The following is a 16,960-nucleotide window of genomic DNA, read 5'->3' on the forward strand; positions in this document are numbered from 1 at the left end:
TAGGTCAAAAGCTTATTTTAATCTGAATTAATTTGAAGAGACCCGCGTTTGACTGACGCGGGTTTTTAATTAGTTCTGCTTGTGAAACAACTTATTGCCAAAACAATTCGCAATCAACTTCTTTTTAATAGTTTTGCAGCCTTAAAAAAACGACCTAGGACGAAAGGATACTTCGATAAACTCAGTGAGCCGCGTAGAACATAAGACAGAATTGCGGATTAAATTTTAAAACGTTTGTCTTACGTCCTACAGTCCTACGTCATAGAAACAGTCCTACGTCAATAAAAACAATATATTAGAATATGATTTCAATAGATAATCTTGCAGTAGAATTTAGTGGTGATACACTATTTAGCGATGTTAGCTTCGTGGTAAACGAAAACGACAAAATAGCCCTAATGGGAAAAAATGGCGCCGGGAAAAGCACGATGATGAAAATTATTGCAGGGGTACAAAAACCTACTCGTGGAAATGTTCGCGGGCCAAAGGATGCAGTAATAGCATATCTTCCGCAACATCTTTTGACAGATGATAGTTGCACTGTTTTTGAAGAAGCTTCTAAAGCCTTTAAACAGATTTTTGAGATGCGTGACGAAATGGATCGCCTCAATAAAGAACTGGAAATCCGTACCGATTACGAAAGTGATGCCTATATGAACATCATCACGAAAGTTGCTGAACTAGGCGAAAAATATTATGCTTTAGAAGAAATAAACTACGAAGCCGAAGTGGAAAAAGCCTTACGCGGACTCGGTTTTAAACGAAGCGATTTTCACAGGCTAACTTCTGAATTCAGCGGTGGCTGGCGTATGCGGATTGAGTTGGCAAAACTTCTACTTCAAAAGCCAGATTTAATTTTGTTAGATGAGCCAACAAACCACGTGGATATTGAATCGGTGATTTGGTTGGAAGACTTTTTGCTGAACAAAGCAAAAGCAGTAATCGTTATTTCGCACGATAGAACCTTTATTGATAACATCACTAATCGTACAATTGAAGTAACGATGGGACGAATCTATGATTATAAGGCAAATTACAGCCACTATTTGCAATTGCGTGAAGACAGAAGATCACACCAAATTAAAGCTTACGAAGAACAGCAAAAATTCATAGCCGAAACGCAACAGTTTATTGATCGTTTTAAAGGAACGTATTCCAAAACCAATCAGGTGAATTCCCGCGAGAAGATGCTTGAAAAACTTCAAGTTATTGAAATTGATGAAATAGATACTTCAGCCTTGGCCTTGCGCTTTCCACCGGCACAGCGCAGTGGCGATTACCCGGTAACCGCGGAAGGGCTTACCAAAAAATACGGCGATCACGTTGTTTTTAACGATGCCAATATGAGTATTTCCCGCGGACAGAAAGTGAGTTTTGTAGGAAGAAATGGCGAAGGGAAATCCACGATGATTAAAGCCATAATGGGCGAAATTGATTTCGAGGGAACCTGTGCTTTAGGCCACAATGCCAAAGTGGGCTATTTTGCTCAAAACCAAGCAGCTCTTTTAGACAAGGACTTGACTGTCTTTCAAACGGTAGATGAGGTTGCAAAAGGCGATATCCGTACCCAGATAAAAAACGTTTTAGGACGATTTATGTTCAGTGGCGATGCTATTGACAAAAAAGTGGGCTTGCTTTCCGGAGGAGAAAGAACACGTTTGGCAATGGTAAAATTACTATTGGAACCTGTAAACGTTTTAATTCTGGATGAGCCTACAAACCACTTAGATTTAAAATCGAAAGATGTGTTAAAGGAAGCACTGCTTCAGTTTGACGGTACCTTGATTTTAGTTTCCCATGATAGAGATTTCTTACAAGGACTTTCCGAAAAAGTTTTCGAATTCAAAGATAAACGCGTAATTGAGCATTTTGAAAGTATTGACGATTTTCTTCAACGCAACAGAATTGAGAATTTAAAGGAGATTGATTTGAAGGTTTAAAAGTGGGTTGAAGAGTTTAGAGTCGATGAGTTTAGAAGGTTTAAAAGTTTAGAATTAATGGTTATTACAACCTTTTGTTGAATAATGGTTATCTTTAGAAATAAAATAAAATCATGAAAAAACCAGACTTTTCAAAGCTAAAAGTACTTTACATTAACTGCACGTTGAAGCAATCTCCCCGCAAAAGCCATACTCAGGGCTTGATGGACGTTTCACAAAAAATAATGAAAGCCGAAGGTGTTTCCTTTGAAAACATTCGCCTAGTAGATCATCTAGTTGCTTATGGCGTATATCCAGATATGACTGAACACGGCGCAAAAGAAGATGCCTGGCCAGAAATTTGGAAAAAAGTTGATGAAGCGGATATTCTTATTGTTGGCACCCCAATTTGGTTAGGAGAAAAATCTTCGGTGGCCACAAACTTGATTGAGCGTTTGTATGCAATGAGCAGTCTTCAAAATGAAAAAGGTCAATATTATTTCTACGGAAAAGTGGGCGGTTGTATTATTACAGGTAATGAAGATGGTATAAAGCATTGTGCAATGGGTATTTTATATTCGTTACAACACGTTGGCTACAGCATTCCGCCACAAGCAGATTGTGGTTGGATAGGTGAAGCTGGTCCTGGACCAAGTTATATGGATAAAGAAAGTGGTGCAAAAAACAACGATTTCACCAATAGAAATACTACTTTTATGACGTATAATTTGCTTCATCTGGCAAAAATATTAAAAGAGAACGGCGGTTACCCTAAATACGGCAACTCTCGCAAGGATTGGGATGATGGCACTCGCTGGAATTTTGAAAATCCTGAATATCGTTAAAACAAACTCTAAGTAGTATTATGAAAAAGTTAAGTATTTCACTTATCGTGCTTTCACTTATTCTTGTTAGTTGTTTTTCCAACACAGATAAATCTACCGGTCCAGAACCTAGCCCGGCAGATCCTGAAGTTGTTGCTATAGCTTAGCGAAATGTTTTAAAACCTATAAATGATAGCCTGCCAATAATTGGTCTGTTAATGTACAACAGCGTTCTAACCACCGAAGTTACCGCTACTATGGAGGTTTTCGCAAAGCCCAATAAAGATGGGAAGAAGGTTTAACGATTGTTCCCGATTACACTTTTGAAAACAGCCCAAACCTAGATGTGCTTTTTGTGCCCAGCGCTTATGATATGTACACGCAGGTTCACAATCCGAAAATTGTCAATTTTATAAAAGAGCAAGATAAAAATACAGAATACACCGTCAGCAATTGTGCAGGAGCGCATTTGATAGGTGAATCCGGAATTGCAGATGGTAGAAAAATCGTTACTTGGATTGGTGGTGGAGAAGAGCTTCAAAAAAACTATCCTAACCTAAAAGTTCAAAATGATAGCGTTGTACGTTTTATGGAAGATGGAAAATACCTATCTTCCAATGGAAATTTAATCAGCTATGTTTCAGCATTAAATTTGTTGAAGAAAATGCAGGGCAGGAGCAAGTTGATTTTGTGGAATCCTACATATATCTGAAAGAACTCCAAGATTGGAAACAGTAAGGAAGTTGCAGTTTTCAGTCTCAGTAAGCAATAATTGAATTTAAAAAGGAATAGCTATGAAAACTCAAAAGATGCTAATTGGCTTCTTATTTTGCTTTATTCTTGGAAGTGTTTCAGCACAGGAGAAGGAACTAAAAGCAGATACAATTAATGGGACTATTAATAATGCTACGGCAACGATAGCAGAATTGTTAAATTCAAAAACTTTTGAGTTTATCGCGAATACTGTATTTCCATCTGGCGGAACTCCCAAGAATCTTGTTGGAAGTGGCTATTTCGTGACATTTTCGCCAGAAATAATTATAAGTAATCTGCCATTTTATGGAAGAGGATATACTGGTATGACGATGGGACGTGATAAAGGAATGCGCTTTGAAGGAGCGCCTAAAGATTTCAATATCTCAGACGGAAACGACTATGAAGTGAAGGTAACAGTGAATGGGGAAAGTGATACCTATGCTGTTTCAATGTCAGTAAGTGTTTCAGGCTACGCCACACTTTCCATTAGCAGTAATGATCGAGGACCAATTACTTTTCAAGGCGAAGTTGTTGCGGTTCAGTGATCAGTATTCAGTGGTCAGTATTCAGTAATCAGTGAGCAGTATTCAGTAGCAGTTTTCAGTGTTCCTTGTAATATTTAATGAGGCAGCAGGTTTCGTAATTACATCCTATATTCATCAACTTCTAAACCATTAAACTCCTCAACTCTTAAACTAAATAAAAATGAGCTTATTCAATAAAATCCTTGGAAACGCCAGCGAAGTTTCTTCAGAAAAACTAACCGAAAAATATACTCGTCTTTTAATTGAAGGCGAAGCGGTAGAACTTGGTTTTAAGCTTTTTCGCGATGTGTTTATGTTTACAAACAAACGCTTAATTCTAATTGACGTACAAGGAATAACAGGGAGTAAAGTGGAATACAAATGTTTGCCTTACAAACACATTTCAAGATTTTCATTAGAAACCGCCGGAACTTTCGATCTGGACGCCGAACTTAAAATCTGGATTTCCAGTGAAGACACGCCTACGGTAAGTAAGAAGTTTAATAAAAGTATCGATGTCTACGAAGTTCAGAAGTATTTGGCTGGGAAGGTTTTGTAGTGTTTAAATCCATTGTTGTCCAGAAAAGGATTTAAAACATAAGTCCTTCACTAGCGCCCGCCCGAGATCACGAACTTTATCTAACGTGCTTAAAGTACTGCCACTCCCGAAGCATCGGGAGCACTAATTCACACAAATTATCCCCATTGTCGAAAACAGATACGCAATCAGTATGGCTTTAATCTCACGAATTTAACAGACTTTCAGTCTGTACTAAACTCATAAACTCCTCAACTCATAAACTTTTAAACACCTAAACCCCTCAACCTTTTTCAAAGCACCAATTCCCCAAATAGCCGTTCCAAAGTCGCCTCTAAATCATCACTAAATCCGTTATGTGGACGAGAAGTTTGAATTGAAGAACTGCGTAGGGCGGTAAGCCATCTAAATCTATCGGGAATTTCCCATTGAGACACTGGTCCTCCATCTTTGGCACCGATGCAGATTTTATGAAATGCTTGAAGGTTTTTTTCTATTTCGTCAACTTCCAGTGCAGATGAAAAGAGGTTTAGCTTTGCAGTATCAATATGGCATTTACAGTTTAAATATTTAGCTCCCTTGCTGAAAATAATTATTCCAACATTCAAAAACTCCTCACGTTCTACGCGAGGTACCAATCGAATTACCGCATATTCATACAAGTGTTTCCCTGGCATCTTGAATCTGTTTTACAAAGTTGTTTGAATAATTTCTTCGCTGTACTAAAAATTGAAAATATACATTTCGAATTGCTTCGGAATCCATTTGAGAACCTTCCCACTCCAACCAATCGATAGGGATGAGGTTAGTTATTTCCTTCAGTTTGTCATTGGTGAGAAGTGAAATCATTTCGGCATTTATTTCTTCAACTAAAGAAGCTTGTGGTAATAAAACGTGATCTTTTATGTATGGAAATGGACTAATGGCAGCTTTCTCCCAATTATCCCACGAATGGTGAAAATAGAAGGTGGCGCCGTGATCTATCAACCACAGTTCTTTATGCCAAATAAGCATATTGGTGTTTTTTACGGAGCGGTCTATATTTGTAGTAAACGCATCCAACCATACGATTTTTGAAGCCAGCCTTTCATCTACTTGAGTAACAACGGGATCAAAAGTAAGGGCTCCGGAAAGAAAATGAAGCGCTAAGTTAAGGCCTTGGCTTCCTTTTAAAAGATCTTGAATTTCCTCGTCTCCTTCACTTCGGCCAAAGGCTTTATCTAGGTTGGCGAAAACCAGCTCAGGGATCTTTAGTTTTAAAGTTCGAGCTATTTCGCCGCCCAATAATTCTGCAATTAGAGCTTTTACACCGTGGCCGGCTCCGCGAAATTTTAAAACATATTTAAAATCGTCGTCCGCTTCGGCCAAAGCAGGCAAGGAACCACCTTCCCGAAGTGGGGTGATGTAACGCGTAACATTAACAGTACGAAGTTCTATTTTATTGGTCGTCATTGCCCTTAAGCTATTTGCTTGTAAAATTAGGCTTATTTGTGAATATGCAAACCTATTTAAATACTTGTTTCAATTAATGAATCTTAGTCGTGTCCGAATAAGATATAAGACCTTCATTCGAGTTGGCCTGAGATCACGAACTATATCTAGCTTCGGTAATTGAACCTTCTCTTTATTAAAGCTCTTTTTTCTTTGCGAACCTCTGCGCCTCCGCGGTCAATTTTTACCGCAAAGCCGCAAAGAACGCAGAGTTTAAGAATTTTGAATTTAGTTAGATGATAGACTTGATTTATAAGAAGTTGATGATCAGGTTAAACTGAGTTAGCACACTTTTAATTTGATGTTTCAGAATACCCATTTTTCAAATTAAGTTTCCGATGAGTTATTTACTAATCTTGTAAGTGTCCTAAGTCCTACGTCCTATCGTCCTACGTCATTTTTAGAAATTAATTGTATTTTCATCATCTCAGAAAGCCTTTGATGCTATTTTTAAAACCTTTTAATTCGTATTTTGCGTAAATGCGAAACTTTTAAACTTAGACTTATTGGATATTACAATTGAAAACATTTTGCTTGTAGGTTCTCTCCTACTTTTTATAAGTATTATAGCGGGTAAAACTTCCTATAAATTCGGCGTTCCCACCTTAGTCCTTTTCTTAGGAATTGGGATGTTGGCAGGTGAAGATGGGATAGGTATTAGTTTTAACGATCCGCAAATTGCACAACTAATTGGAATAATTTCCTTAAACTTTATTCTATTTTCCGGTGGACTTGATACCGATTGGAAAGCGGTAAGACCTATTATGAAGGAAGGTTTTGCGCTTTCAACATTAGGGGTATTATTGACAGCAGTCGGCTTGGGAACTTTCGTCTATTTCGTTACCGACTTTACAATTTATGAAAGCTTGCTTTTGGGAAGCATCGTTTCCTCGACAGATGCGGCTGCGGTATTTTCCATTTTACGCTCCAAAAACCTTGCGCTCCGTGCCAATTTGCGGCCAACCTTAGAAATGGAAAGTGGTAGTAACGACCCGATGGCGTATGTACTTACCATTGCATTTCTCGGCTTGGTAATAAATCAGGACAAAGGGATTGCATCTATGATTCCGTTGTTTTTTCAGCAAATGATTGTGGGAACAATCGCTGGATTCGGTTTTGGAAAACTCAGCAAGGTTATCATCAATAGAATAAAACTGGATTTTGAAGGACTCTATCCAGTACTTGTAATTGCATTGATGTTTATCACTTTTTCCGTTACAGATTTTGTGGGAGGAAACGGCTTCCTAGCCATATATATCTGTGCAGTCTTTTTGGGGAATCAATACCTAATTCACAAGAAAACAATCCTTAAAATGTATGATGGTCTAGCGTGGCTGATGCAGATTGTTCTTTTCCTTACTTTGGGACTTTTAGTATTTCCATCGCATATTGTTCCTGTGATTGGCATTGGATTAATAATATCCTTGTTCTTAATCTTTGTGGCTCGTCCTCTTGCTGTTTTTATAAGTTTAATTCCGTTTAAAATGAAAATGCGCAGACGTGTATATATTTCTTGGGTGGGATTAAGAGGTGCTGTTCCAATTGTGTTTGCAACTTATCCATTATTGGCAGGAATAGATAAGGCTGGGATGATTTTTAATATCGTATTTTTCATTTCTCTTACCTCTATTTTAATCCAGGGAACCACACTTTCCATTGTGGCAAAATGGTTGAAAGTGAGTATTCCCAGCGAGGAGAAAATATTATCACCTTCAGAAAAATTTATGGAGGAACACCCTAAGACCGAGATGCGTGAAATAGGAATTGCCTCAGGCAGTAAAGTGGTTGGAAAACAAATTGTCGATATTGAATTTCCTCGAACTGCGATTATTGCAATGATACGTAGAGATGACAAGTATATTACGCCAAATGGAAGTACGGTTATTAATGCCGACGATGTTTTGATCGTCCTATCTGAAAATGAGAAAGGAATTAAAAAGGTGTTCAAAGCGCTTAAAATTAGAGAATTCTCAGCTGCGTAAAAAAAAGAATATCCAGTGGTAGTATTATCAGGCAGTAAGAGATTCTGAATTTTTAATTTATTGCTAGATATTGAGATTTTTATTTAAATTTAATGATTGAAGGTCTAACTCTCGTTTATTTAGATGATTATGAAAAATCCTATCTACCTACTCCTGTTTACATCATTATTCTCATTGAATACTTTTTCCCAAGAAATTTCCATCGGAAAAAGAGATAAGCTGCATTCCGAAATTCTTCAAGAAGACCGGGAGTTTTCAGTCTATTTTCCGCCTTCCTATAACACTACTGTAAAGGAGAAATATCCAGTATTATATATTTTGGACGGGGATTATAACTTTCAGTATGTAGCTGGTTTGTTGGAATTGCAAGGCGCCATAAGTGAAATTATTCCCGAAATGATTTTAGTGGCAATTTCAGGAAAAGGAACCAACGAGTACCGTAAAAATTGCAAACCACAGGTTAAAGGCGTCGCCGATAGCGGTAATGCCGAAGAAATGGCAAGGTTTATTGAAAAGGAATTGATTCCGTATGTCAATAAAAACTACAAAACTGCAGATTATAAAATTTTGGGTGGACACTCTGTTGGCGGGATATTCGTTATTAATACCGCGATAAATCACCCTGATCTTTTCAATAATTATATAGCCATCAGCCCGGCGCTGTATTGGGGGAAGAATGCAATAGAAACCATAATGAAAAATACTTGGGGGAAAACCGAAACCACCACCGCAAACTTATTTATTTCACTTGCGAATGAAAAGGGAATGGATGTGGACAAGTTTCTTAAAAAGGTGCCGAAAAGCATTATGGAGAAGAATATTCATTATAAAGAGTTTCCAGGTGAAATTCACAATTCCGTAGGCCTCCCAACCTATAAATGGGCGTTGACAGATATTTTTAGCACTTGGCACGTCAAGCAAGGCTATTTTGATTCTGCCGAAGCTTTAAAAAAACATTATGCCGAAGTGCAAAAACAATACGGCAGTGTTTTTAATATTCCTTTAGGTGTTCTTGGGTACACGAATTATACAATTCAGAAAAATGATAAGGAGCGTGAAAAAATTCAAACTGCACTTAAGGAAATTAACCCAAATGCCTTCGTTCTTTTTAATACATATCTGGCAGGAAAACTGGTTTCTGATAAAAAATATAAGGAAGCAGAAGAGTTGCTAAACGATGCTCTGGCTATAAATCCAAATAATTTTGACAGTTACAATGTGCTTGCCAAGATAAAAATGGAGCAGGGGAATACTGCCGATGCCACTCTTAATATGGACAAAGCAATTGATTTAGCAAAAGCGCAATATGCAAGGCAATGGCAAATCAATGAATTGTTGGAAACTAAGGAAGTAGTCAGTGGTCAGTAGCAGTGAGCAGTTGGCAGTATGGGAAGCTCCAAGCTCACGGCTCACAACCCATAGCTTATTATTCCGCGGTGGCCGAGTGAATTTGAAGGAGCGATAGCGGATTCAAATTTGTATCGAGACCCCAAATCCCCGATTCTTTTCGTTATTTTTGAAGAAAAGAATTTTAATGAAAATAGTAGTTTCCCCTGCAAAAACGCTGGATTATAAATCCAAACTTCCTACAACTCGTGCTACGCAACCGAAATTTTTAGAAGAAGCTGAATTAATAAACAACAAACTAGAGCGAAAAAGCAAAAAGGCCATTTCGGAACTGATGGACATCAGCGATAAATTGGCCGAGCTAAACTATCAGCGCTACAAAGATTTTAACACGCCGTTTACAAAGGACAACGCACGTCCGGCGGTTTACGCCTTTGCGGGCGATGTTTATACTGGATTGGATGCCTACACAATTCCTTCGGAAAAGTTGGATCTCTTGCAGGATTCACTGCGCATATTATCAGGAATGTTTGGCATGCTTCGTCCATTAGATTTGATGCAGCCTTATCGCTTGGAAATGGGCACCAAGCTTCACGTCGATAGAAAAAAAGATTTATATGCTTTTTGGAAAAAATCGCTTACTGAAACTCTAAATGAAGAGTTAGAAGATGATGAGCTTTTTATAAACCTTGCGAGTGTAGAATACTTTAAAGCAATTGATGAAAAGAACCTAAAAGTTCCCGTAATCGCCCCAGTTTTTAAAGATTTTAAAAATGGTAAACTCAAGATCATTTCGTTTTACGCGAAAAAAGCACGTGGAAGTATGACGCGTTTCGCCATAGATAACAACGTGAAAACATTAGACGATTTAAAAGCCTTTGATATTGACGGCTATGGTTATAGCGAAGAATATACTGAAAAGGAAAATGAGCCTGTTTTTATAAGGTAGTTGAAATGAAGATGAAGACGATTGTAATAAGATAATAAGATTATTTAACCTGAAACTTGAAACCTGCAACCTGCAACCCTAATTTGTTCCATCACATCCACCCATATCCGCCTTATATTCCTGAAACCGCTAGAAAGCTAATTGTTGGAACTTTGCCACCGCCGCGTTTTACAACTGGGGAATTAAAAATTGACGATGTAGATTTTTGCTATGGAAGTCGTGATGGGCAGCTTTGGAAGATCTTGGACAAAATCTTTAGATTAGATTTAAAATTTGAAACCACTGCTGAAGCTATTGCACAGCGCGAACATTTTCTTAAAAGTAGAGGGATTGGGGTTTGCGATATGGTTGCTTCGGCCAAGCGCCAAAAAGTGGATGCTTCGGATATTGGAATGCGGGATGTGGAACTGCGGGATTTGGTTGCCATACTTCAGCAAAACCCTAAAATTGATACCTTACTTTTTACCGGAGGCAATAGCAAAAATGGCCCGGAATATTTCTTCCGAAGAAACCTTAAAGAATATAATCTTTCTCTGAAATTGATTTCTAATACAGTGCCTCGTATCCATCAATTTCAACTCCCTACTAACGAAAGAATAATAAGGACCGTTTCTTTAATTGCTCCCTCTGGAGCAGCAAATAGAGCAGTTGGCAGTCTCAAGGCTTATAAAAAGATGAAAGCCGAATTCCCAGAAAAAACGACCATAGATTTCCGAGTAGAGCAATACAAGCCCTTTTTTTGAGATCATCCTAGGCTCCAGTTTTTCTATTCATTTTGATATGTAAACCACTACATATTCTACGATATAGCTTAGATAACGGATCTAGAATTTTGTTAGGTCGTTTTTGTATCTTTACATTTCCATTAAAAAATCAACAAAAAATGAAAAGAGTAATTCCCATTGTTACCATGGCCCTTCTTCTGGTTGCCTGTAATAATTCAAAAGAAAAAGAAGATCAGAACAAAAGTGAACAAGAAATGAGCAACACTGAAAACCCGTTACTTTCGGAAAGTACATTGCCTTATGGTGCGCCTGATTTTTCAAAAATCAAGGATGACAACTTCAAGCCAGCAATGCTTGAAGGAATGGAACAACAAAAGAAGGCGATTGAGGGAATCGTTAATAACGAAGAGGAACCTACTTTTGATAATACGGTTCTTGCACTTGAAAAAAGTGGAGAGCTTTTGAACAGATCTGCCCAAATATTTTATGGGCTTACAGGATCTAATACAAATGAAAAGCTACAAGCCATTGAAGAAGAAATGGCACCTAAATTCGCGGCTCAAAATGATGAGATCTATTTAAATGAAAAATTATTTCAACGTTTTAAAACACTTTACGATCAAAAGGATTCGCTTGACTTAGATCCAGAATCTTTAAAATTGCTGGAGAATTATTACGAAGACTTTGAAATAGCGGGAGCTAATCTTTCTGCCGATGACAAAACCAAATTGAAAGATTACAATTCAAGATTGGCTACGCTTACCACCAAATTTGGAAAAACCTTATTGGATGCAAACAATGCCGGTGCTGTAACTTTTACCGACAAAGAGGAACTGGCTGGCGTTGATGCAGATTACTTAAAATCAATTGAAAATAAAGATGGTGACGGTTGGACTGTTCCTTTGCTAAACACTACGCAGCAGCCGTTGTTGCAGTCTATGGACAACAGAGATAGTAGGGAGAAGCTTTTTAATGCAGCTTGGATGCGTGCGGATGGTGGGGCGAACGACACCAGAGGACTAATTAAGGACTTAGTTGAATTGCGTGCACAGAAAGCCAAACTTTTAGGCTTTGATAATTATGCTGAATGGAGCCTTCAGAAAACAATGGCAAAAACTCCTGAAACAGTAAACAAATTTTTTGCAGGACTTATTGCAGCCGCCACTGCTAAAGCACAAGTAGAATCTGACGAGATTCAGAAAATGATTAAGTCTAAAGGCGAAGATTTCACTTTAGAACCTTGGGACTGGAACTATTATGCCGAAATGGTTAGAAAAGCAAAATACGACCTCGATGAGGATCAAATAAAGCCTTATTTTGAATTGAATAATGTATTGGAAAACGGTGTTTTCTTCGCAGCAACTAAATTATACGGGATTACCTTTAAAGAAAGAACAGACCTTCCAACCTATCAGGAAGATGTAAAGGTTTATGAATTGTTTGAGGAGAATGGAGATCAGCTCGGACTTTTCTACGCAGACTATTTTGCGCGTCCATCCAAAAGAGGAGGCGCGTGGATGTCTAATTTTGTAACACAATCTAAACTGTACAATAAAAAAGCAGTAATCTATAATGTTTGTAATTTTCCAAAACCTTCTGGTAACGAACCTGCGTTATTGACCTATGACGAAGTAGAAACCATGTTCCACGAATTTGGCCATGCGCTTCACGGATTTTTCGCAAACCAGCAATACCCTTCTCTTTCCGGTACTGCAGTGGCACGTGATTTTGTGGAATTCCCTTCACAGTTCAACGAAAACTGGGCGTTATACCCAGAGGTGTTGAAAAACTATGCAGTTCATTATAAAACAGGTGAAAAAATTCCTCAGGAATTAATTGATAAAATTAAGAAGTCGGGAACTTTCAACCAGGGTTATAGTCTTACTGAAAATTTAGCCGCTTCCAATTTAGATATGCAATGGCATACTATCTCAGCAGATAAGAAAATAGACGATGTTGATGCTTTTGAAAAAGAAGCCTTGCATAAAACAAAACTTGATGTGGTGCATGCAGTACCACCAAGATATCGCTCCACATACTTTGCCCACATTTTTGCGGGTGGTTATGCTGCGGGATACTATTCTTACTCTTGGACAGAAATGCTCGATCACGATGCCTACAATTGGTTCGAAACCCACGGCGGACTTACCCGTGAAAACGGACAGCGTTTCCGTGATATGGTGCTTTCCAAAGGAAATACCCTAAATCTTGAGAAAATGTATAAAGACTGGCGTGGTAGCGATCCAAAAATCGGACCAATGCTGAAGGCTAGAGGCTTGAAATAGAGATTAAAAAATTTGGCCACGAATACACGAATGTTTGTGTAAATGTGAGATATAATGCAAAAGCCCCAACGAAAGTTGAGGGCTTTTTTTGATAATATTATTCGTGCATTAGTGGCAAACCCGCCAAAACTCAAGGTCGAGACTTGAAGTAGAAATATAGTGATTAATATAACCACGAATTCACGAATGTATTTGTGTAACTGTGTAGTCATAATGCAAAAGCCCCCAACGAAAGTTGAGGGCTTTTTTTTAAATAACATTCGTGCACCAACCTACGGCAGGCAGGTTCGTGGCAACCTACACCACTATTTTTTCTTCTTAGATTTTTTATTCCCTTTTTTAGGATGAACCAACTTCATTTCTTCAATCAAGTTCTTTGCTCCTGCATATTTATCTATAATAAACAGTACATAACGAGCATCTACCATAATGTTGCGCGATAGAGCAGGATCATAGTAATAATCGCTCATTGTACCTTCCCAAACGCGGTCAAAATTTAAACCTACTAAGTTTCCGTAAGCGTCAATAGCTGGGCTTCCGCTATTTCCTCCTGTGGTATGGTTGGTACCTATAAAGTTAACGGGCATTCTTCCATCTTCGGCATATTCGCCATAATCTTTAGCGTTATAAAGATCGATTAGTTTCTGTGGGACATCAAATTCATAATCGCCTGGCACGTATTTCTGAATTACACCTTCAAGGTGGGTTACAGGTTCATAATAAACAGCATCGGCAGGTGAATAGCCAGCAACTTTTCCGTAGGTAACACGAAGCGTGCTGTTGGCATTCGGAAAAATACGCGCGTCTTTTGGACTTAATTCCAACAAAGCTTTCATATAATCGCGTTCCAAGCCAGAGATGTTTAATTGCAATTCTTCATATTTTGGAGCGACCTTTTCAAAATAGGCGTCGGCCATATCTTTCACCACTTGATAGCCAGGATCGTTCTTCAAATTTGTTATTACGGTTTCGGCATCACCATCCATTAAGGTTTTAAAGGAATTATAACTTACAAAAGCAGAATTGCCATAAACGTTTTTAGTGAGCGCTTCTACATTCATGTCTTTAAAGGAATCGGGTAGAAATTGGGCAGGTACTTTTTCAGCATAAAAGGCGATCAAGGCATCAAAAACCTCTTCATCTACTTTTTTACTGTAGTTTTTATATTGGCTTGACATTCTATCCACCATATTATCTCTTCTATCTTCAAAAGATTGCTCTCCACGATTTTCGTAAACTTGAACCAATTGATATGCTTGATAAGCAGTACGAAGTAATTCAACATTTCGCAAAGCAGTTTCAAGGAAGTATTCTCTCGCTAAAGCATAAGGTTCTCTTTGCGTATAATAGGTTTCAAACTGAGGAAGAAGTTGCCCGTATTCTTGTTGCTTTCCTTTTTTGTTGATTTGTGCGGTAAGAGCACTTTCTTGTTGCTTTTTAATCCCTACAGCATTCGATTTTTTAAGGCCGAGCGTTTCTCCTCTCCACTTTTTCCAGTAGTTGGCGATACTTGCAAACTTGGAAGCATACTGAATTTTAATCTGCGGATCGGCACGCATATATTTATCCTGAACCGCCAAAGCTTTATCGCGAATAGCAATTCGAGCAGGGTTTAGCGTGTTGATTACTTGCTCGATGGCAACGGCTGGTAGATATTCATCTGTAGTTCCTGGAAAACCAAATACTAAGGTGAAATCATTTTCAGCTACGCCGTCCAAGGAAATTGGTAAAAAGTGTTTTGGTGTGTATGGCACGTTGTCTTCAGAATATTCAGCAGGACGATTATTTTTATCAGCATAGATTCTGAAAAGTGAAAAGTCGCCCGTATGTCTAGGCCAAATCCAGTTATCGGAATCACTTCCAAACTTTCCTATTGAGGAAGGCGGCGCACCCACTAAACGAATATCCTTATACGTTTCAACTACAAAAAGCATATATTGGTTTCCTTCGTAAAAAGTACGAACGCGGTTTTCCTGCCAAGCTTCTTTCACGGAAGATTGTGAAACGGCAGCGATATTGGTTTCTATTTTTGCCTTTTTATCGGCTTCGCTCATTGCATCAGTAATGCCCGCCATAATTTTGGTGGTAACATCTTCAATACGAACAATAAAAGTAGCAGTCACACCGGGATTCGGGAGTTCTTCTTTCTTACTCATGGCCCAAAATCCATCGGCCAAATAATCATTTTCTAAGGTAGAATGGCTCTGTATCTGTGAATAACCACAGTGATGGTTGGTAAGTAAAAGACCTTGATCGCTGATTACTTCGGAAGTACAGCCCCCGTTAAAATGTGGAATAGCATCTTTTAAACTTGCGTTGTTTACATCATAGATATCCTTGGCGGACATTTTCATACCGAGGTTTTTCATTTCGGTTTCGTTCATTCCTTCCAACAAAGATGGAATCCACATCCCGCCTTGCTGAGCAAATAAAGGAACTGATAGAAAGATAAAAAGTAGGCGTAGTAATTTCATAGTAAATTTTTATAATGATAGCGTGCAAGATAACAATATAGGGGGAATTTCAAGAATATTACTTTGCGTTATGGGTATTGATAAAGCTTTTTATCTCATCAAAAGGCTTGCTACACGGGAAAAAATATTGAATAATCATGGAAATGTGTTTTTTAGGAAGTACAATAGGCTCCATATTCGGTTGAAAATCCTTTAACGCATTTATAAATCTGCGGTTGCTGGACTTTATGGAAGTATAGGATTTAGAACCCATATATAGCATTATTGGTGGGGTTTTGTCGTTTATAAAATAAATAGGCGAGGCAGCTTTCCAAGTTTCGGGATCGTCCGTCCAGGTTGTGAGATAATTGTCTTCAGTTGTTGGTGGATCTTTTTGAAGGTAGTTGTACATATCTAGTCCGCCGGCGTCATTAAGAATGATACCGGATATATTCGCAGGATCGATTCCATATTTTGGATTCATAACTACCAATGCCACTAGATGTCCGCCAGCAGAATGTCCTGTTAAATAGATTTGCTTTGGATCTCCATTAAATTCTTCAATGTGCGCTTTAGTCCATTTAATTGCTTGGGCAGTTTGTTGCGCCATATCATCATAATTAGCTTCGGGACTTAAAGTGTAGTCAGGAATAACCGTAATGACACCTTTTTTGGCAAAATTTCTTCCGAAGAAACCATAAGTATCCTTGCTTCCACTGTTCCAATTGCCGCCATACATAAAGATTAAAACGGGTAGTTTTTCTTCAGAATTTTTCCTTGGCGTGAAAACATTGAGTTTGGGAGTTACTGCAATTTTCGGATTGTTTTTTTCAATATAGGAGAGATCCTTATATTTTTTAGCGGCACAACCCGTAAAAAGAATTCCCATAAAAGCAATAATAAGACTGATGGTTAATCGCATTTGTTTTTTTGTGAGGAAGATACTGTTTTGAGGGATTTTATGATAAGAAGGGAATGTTAAACAATGATTGGATCTTCAATATTACACATATTTAATGCCTAACAACATATTGCCATTTGTGGCGGACAAGTTTTTATAATCGAGAAAATACCATTAATAAATGTTAAATAGCATTGGGCGAAGTTTAAAGGGACATTATGTAATTTTTAATCTGAAAACGCTGCTTTTTAATTTATCTACCTCCC

General features: G+C 38.1%; 15 protein-coding genes. 11 read left to right on the top strand and 4 right to left on the bottom strand.

The window, feature by feature from the left end; all coding sequences use genetic code 11:
- The first annotated feature begins 302 nt into the window (after positions 1-302).
- From abc-f to G440_RS0118510, 6 genes are all read left to right on the top strand, one after another.
- Positions 303-1,940: a ribosomal protection-like ABC-F family protein gene (gene abc-f / locus G440_RS0118490; RefSeq protein ID WP_026452654.1), complete on the top strand. Its 1,638-nt coding sequence runs from the start codon at positions 303-305 to the stop codon at positions 1,938-1,940.
- 113 nt (positions 1,941-2,053) lie between these two features.
- Positions 2,054-2,764 (top strand): flavodoxin family protein, encoded by a 711-nt coding sequence (locus G440_RS0118495; protein ID WP_026452655.1) that lies wholly within the window; start codon positions 2,054-2,056, stop codon positions 2,762-2,764.
- Positions 2,765-2,784: 20 nt separating this feature from the next.
- Complete coding sequence (locus tag G440_RS21660; RefSeq protein ID WP_342663978.1) at positions 2,785-2,910, top strand: hypothetical protein; 126 nt, start codon at positions 2,785-2,787, stop codon at positions 2,908-2,910.
- A gap of 179 nt (positions 2,911-3,089) precedes the next feature.
- Positions 3,090-3,455, top strand: coding sequence for a type 1 glutamine amidotransferase family protein (locus G440_RS21665; RefSeq protein ID WP_342663979.1), 366 nt, complete (start codon positions 3,090-3,092; stop codon positions 3,453-3,455).
- Positions 3,456-3,537: 82 nt separating this feature from the next.
- Positions 3,538-4,044 carry a DUF4251 domain-containing protein gene (locus G440_RS0118505; protein ID WP_026452656.1) on the top strand — a complete coding sequence of 169 codons (507 nt, stop codon included), beginning with the start codon at positions 3,538-3,540 and terminating at the stop codon, positions 4,042-4,044.
- A gap of 160 nt (positions 4,045-4,204) precedes the next feature.
- Complete coding sequence (locus G440_RS0118510) at positions 4,205-4,582, top strand: PH domain-containing protein (protein WP_026452657.1); 378 nt, start codon at positions 4,205-4,207, stop codon at positions 4,580-4,582.
- Positions 4,583-4,854: 272 nt separating this feature from the next.
- On the opposite strand, the gene G440_RS0118515 is transcribed toward G440_RS0118510, so the two are convergent.
- A complete protein-coding gene (locus G440_RS0118515; protein WP_026452658.1) occupies positions 4,855-5,238 on the bottom strand; it encodes a DUF3037 domain-containing protein in 384 nt (127 codons plus the stop codon).
- Positions 5,216-6,013: a HipA family kinase gene (locus G440_RS0118520; protein ID WP_026452659.1), complete on the bottom strand. Its 798-nt coding sequence runs from the start codon at positions 6,011-6,013 to the stop codon at positions 5,216-5,218. The genes G440_RS0118515 and G440_RS0118520 overlap by 23 nt, the downstream gene beginning before the upstream one ends.
- Positions 6,014-6,558: 545 nt before the next feature.
- On the opposite strand from G440_RS0118520, the gene G440_RS0118525 reads away from it, so the two are divergent.
- From G440_RS0118525 to G440_RS0118545, 5 genes are all read left to right on the top strand, one after another.
- The gene (locus G440_RS0118525; protein ID WP_026452660.1) at positions 6,559-8,034 is read left to right on the top strand and encodes a potassium/proton antiporter; all 1,476 of its coding nucleotides are present in this window, start codon (positions 6,559-6,561) and stop codon (positions 8,032-8,034) included.
- 129 nt (positions 8,035-8,163) lie between these two features.
- Complete coding sequence (locus G440_RS0118530) at positions 8,164-9,402, top strand: alpha/beta hydrolase-fold protein (protein WP_169718977.1); 1,239 nt, start codon at positions 8,164-8,166, stop codon at positions 9,400-9,402.
- Between the two features lie 166 nt (positions 9,403-9,568).
- Positions 9,569-10,330 carry a peroxide stress protein YaaA gene (gene yaaA, locus G440_RS0118535; RefSeq protein WP_026452662.1) on the top strand — a complete coding sequence of 254 codons (762 nt, stop codon included), beginning with the start codon at positions 9,569-9,571 and terminating at the stop codon, positions 10,328-10,330.
- Between the two features lie 83 nt (positions 10,331-10,413).
- Entirely contained in the window at positions 10,414-11,073 is a 660-nt protein-coding gene (locus G440_RS0118540; RefSeq protein WP_026452663.1) for a uracil-DNA glycosylase family protein, read from the top strand.
- Between the two features lie 140 nt (positions 11,074-11,213).
- Complete coding sequence (locus tag G440_RS0118545; protein ID WP_026452664.1) at positions 11,214-13,340, top strand: M3 family metallopeptidase; 2,127 nt, start codon at positions 11,214-11,216, stop codon at positions 13,338-13,340.
- Positions 13,341-13,645: 305 nt separating this feature from the next.
- Here the strand turns inward: G440_RS0118545 and G440_RS0118550 are convergent, their stop codons facing one another.
- Both G440_RS0118550 and G440_RS0118555 read right to left on the bottom strand, forming a co-directional pair.
- On the bottom strand, positions 13,646-15,814 hold the full coding sequence (locus G440_RS0118550; protein WP_026452665.1) for a S46 family peptidase: 2,169 nt from the start codon (positions 15,812-15,814) through the stop codon (positions 13,646-13,648).
- 58 nt (positions 15,815-15,872) lie between these two features.
- Complete coding sequence (locus G440_RS0118555) at positions 15,873-16,715, bottom strand: alpha/beta hydrolase (RefSeq protein ID WP_026452666.1); 843 nt, start codon at positions 16,713-16,715, stop codon at positions 15,873-15,875.
- Positions 16,716-16,960: the final 245 nt, after the last annotated feature.

The organism is Aequorivita capsosiphonis DSM 23843 (assembly GCF_000429125.1).
Taxonomy (GTDB): domain Bacteria; phylum Bacteroidota; class Bacteroidia; order Flavobacteriales; family Flavobacteriaceae; genus Aequorivita; species Aequorivita capsosiphonis.

Excerpts from the sequence above, each read along its gene's own strand:
- abc-f (WP_026452654.1), top strand. The coding sequence starts at position 303 with ATGATTTCAATAGATAATCTTGCAGTAGAATTTAGTGGTGATACACTA.
- G440_RS0118495 (WP_026452655.1), top strand. The coding sequence starts at position 2,054 with ATGAAAAAACCAGACTTTTCAAAGCTAAAAGTACTTTACATTAACTGC.
- G440_RS21660 (WP_342663978.1), top strand. The coding sequence starts at position 2,785 with ATGAAAAAGTTAAGTATTTCACTTATCGTGCTTTCACTTATTCTTGTT.
- G440_RS0118505 (WP_026452656.1), top strand. The coding sequence starts at position 3,538 with ATGAAAACTCAAAAGATGCTAATTGGCTTCTTATTTTGCTTTATTCTT.
- G440_RS0118510 (WP_026452657.1), top strand. The coding sequence starts at position 4,205 with ATGAGCTTATTCAATAAAATCCTTGGAAACGCCAGCGAAGTTTCTTCA.
- G440_RS0118515 (WP_026452658.1), bottom strand. The coding sequence starts at position 5,238 with ATGCCAGGGAAACACTTGTATGAATATGCGGTAATTCGATTGGTACCT.
- G440_RS0118520 (WP_026452659.1), bottom strand. The coding sequence starts at position 6,013 with ATGACGACCAATAAAATAGAACTTCGTACTGTTAATGTTACGCGTTAC.
- G440_RS0118530 (WP_169718977.1), top strand. The coding sequence starts at position 8,164 with ATGAAAAATCCTATCTACCTACTCCTGTTTACATCATTATTCTCATTG.
- yaaA (WP_026452662.1), top strand. The coding sequence starts at position 9,569 with ATGAAAATAGTAGTTTCCCCTGCAAAAACGCTGGATTATAAATCCAAA.
- G440_RS0118545 (WP_026452664.1), top strand. The coding sequence starts at position 11,214 with ATGAAAAGAGTAATTCCCATTGTTACCATGGCCCTTCTTCTGGTTGCC.
- G440_RS0118550 (WP_026452665.1), bottom strand. The coding sequence starts at position 15,814 with ATGAAATTACTACGCCTACTTTTTATCTTTCTATCAGTTCCTTTATTT.
- G440_RS0118555 (WP_026452666.1), bottom strand. The coding sequence starts at position 16,715 with ATGCGATTAACCATCAGTCTTATTATTGCTTTTATGGGAATTCTTTTT.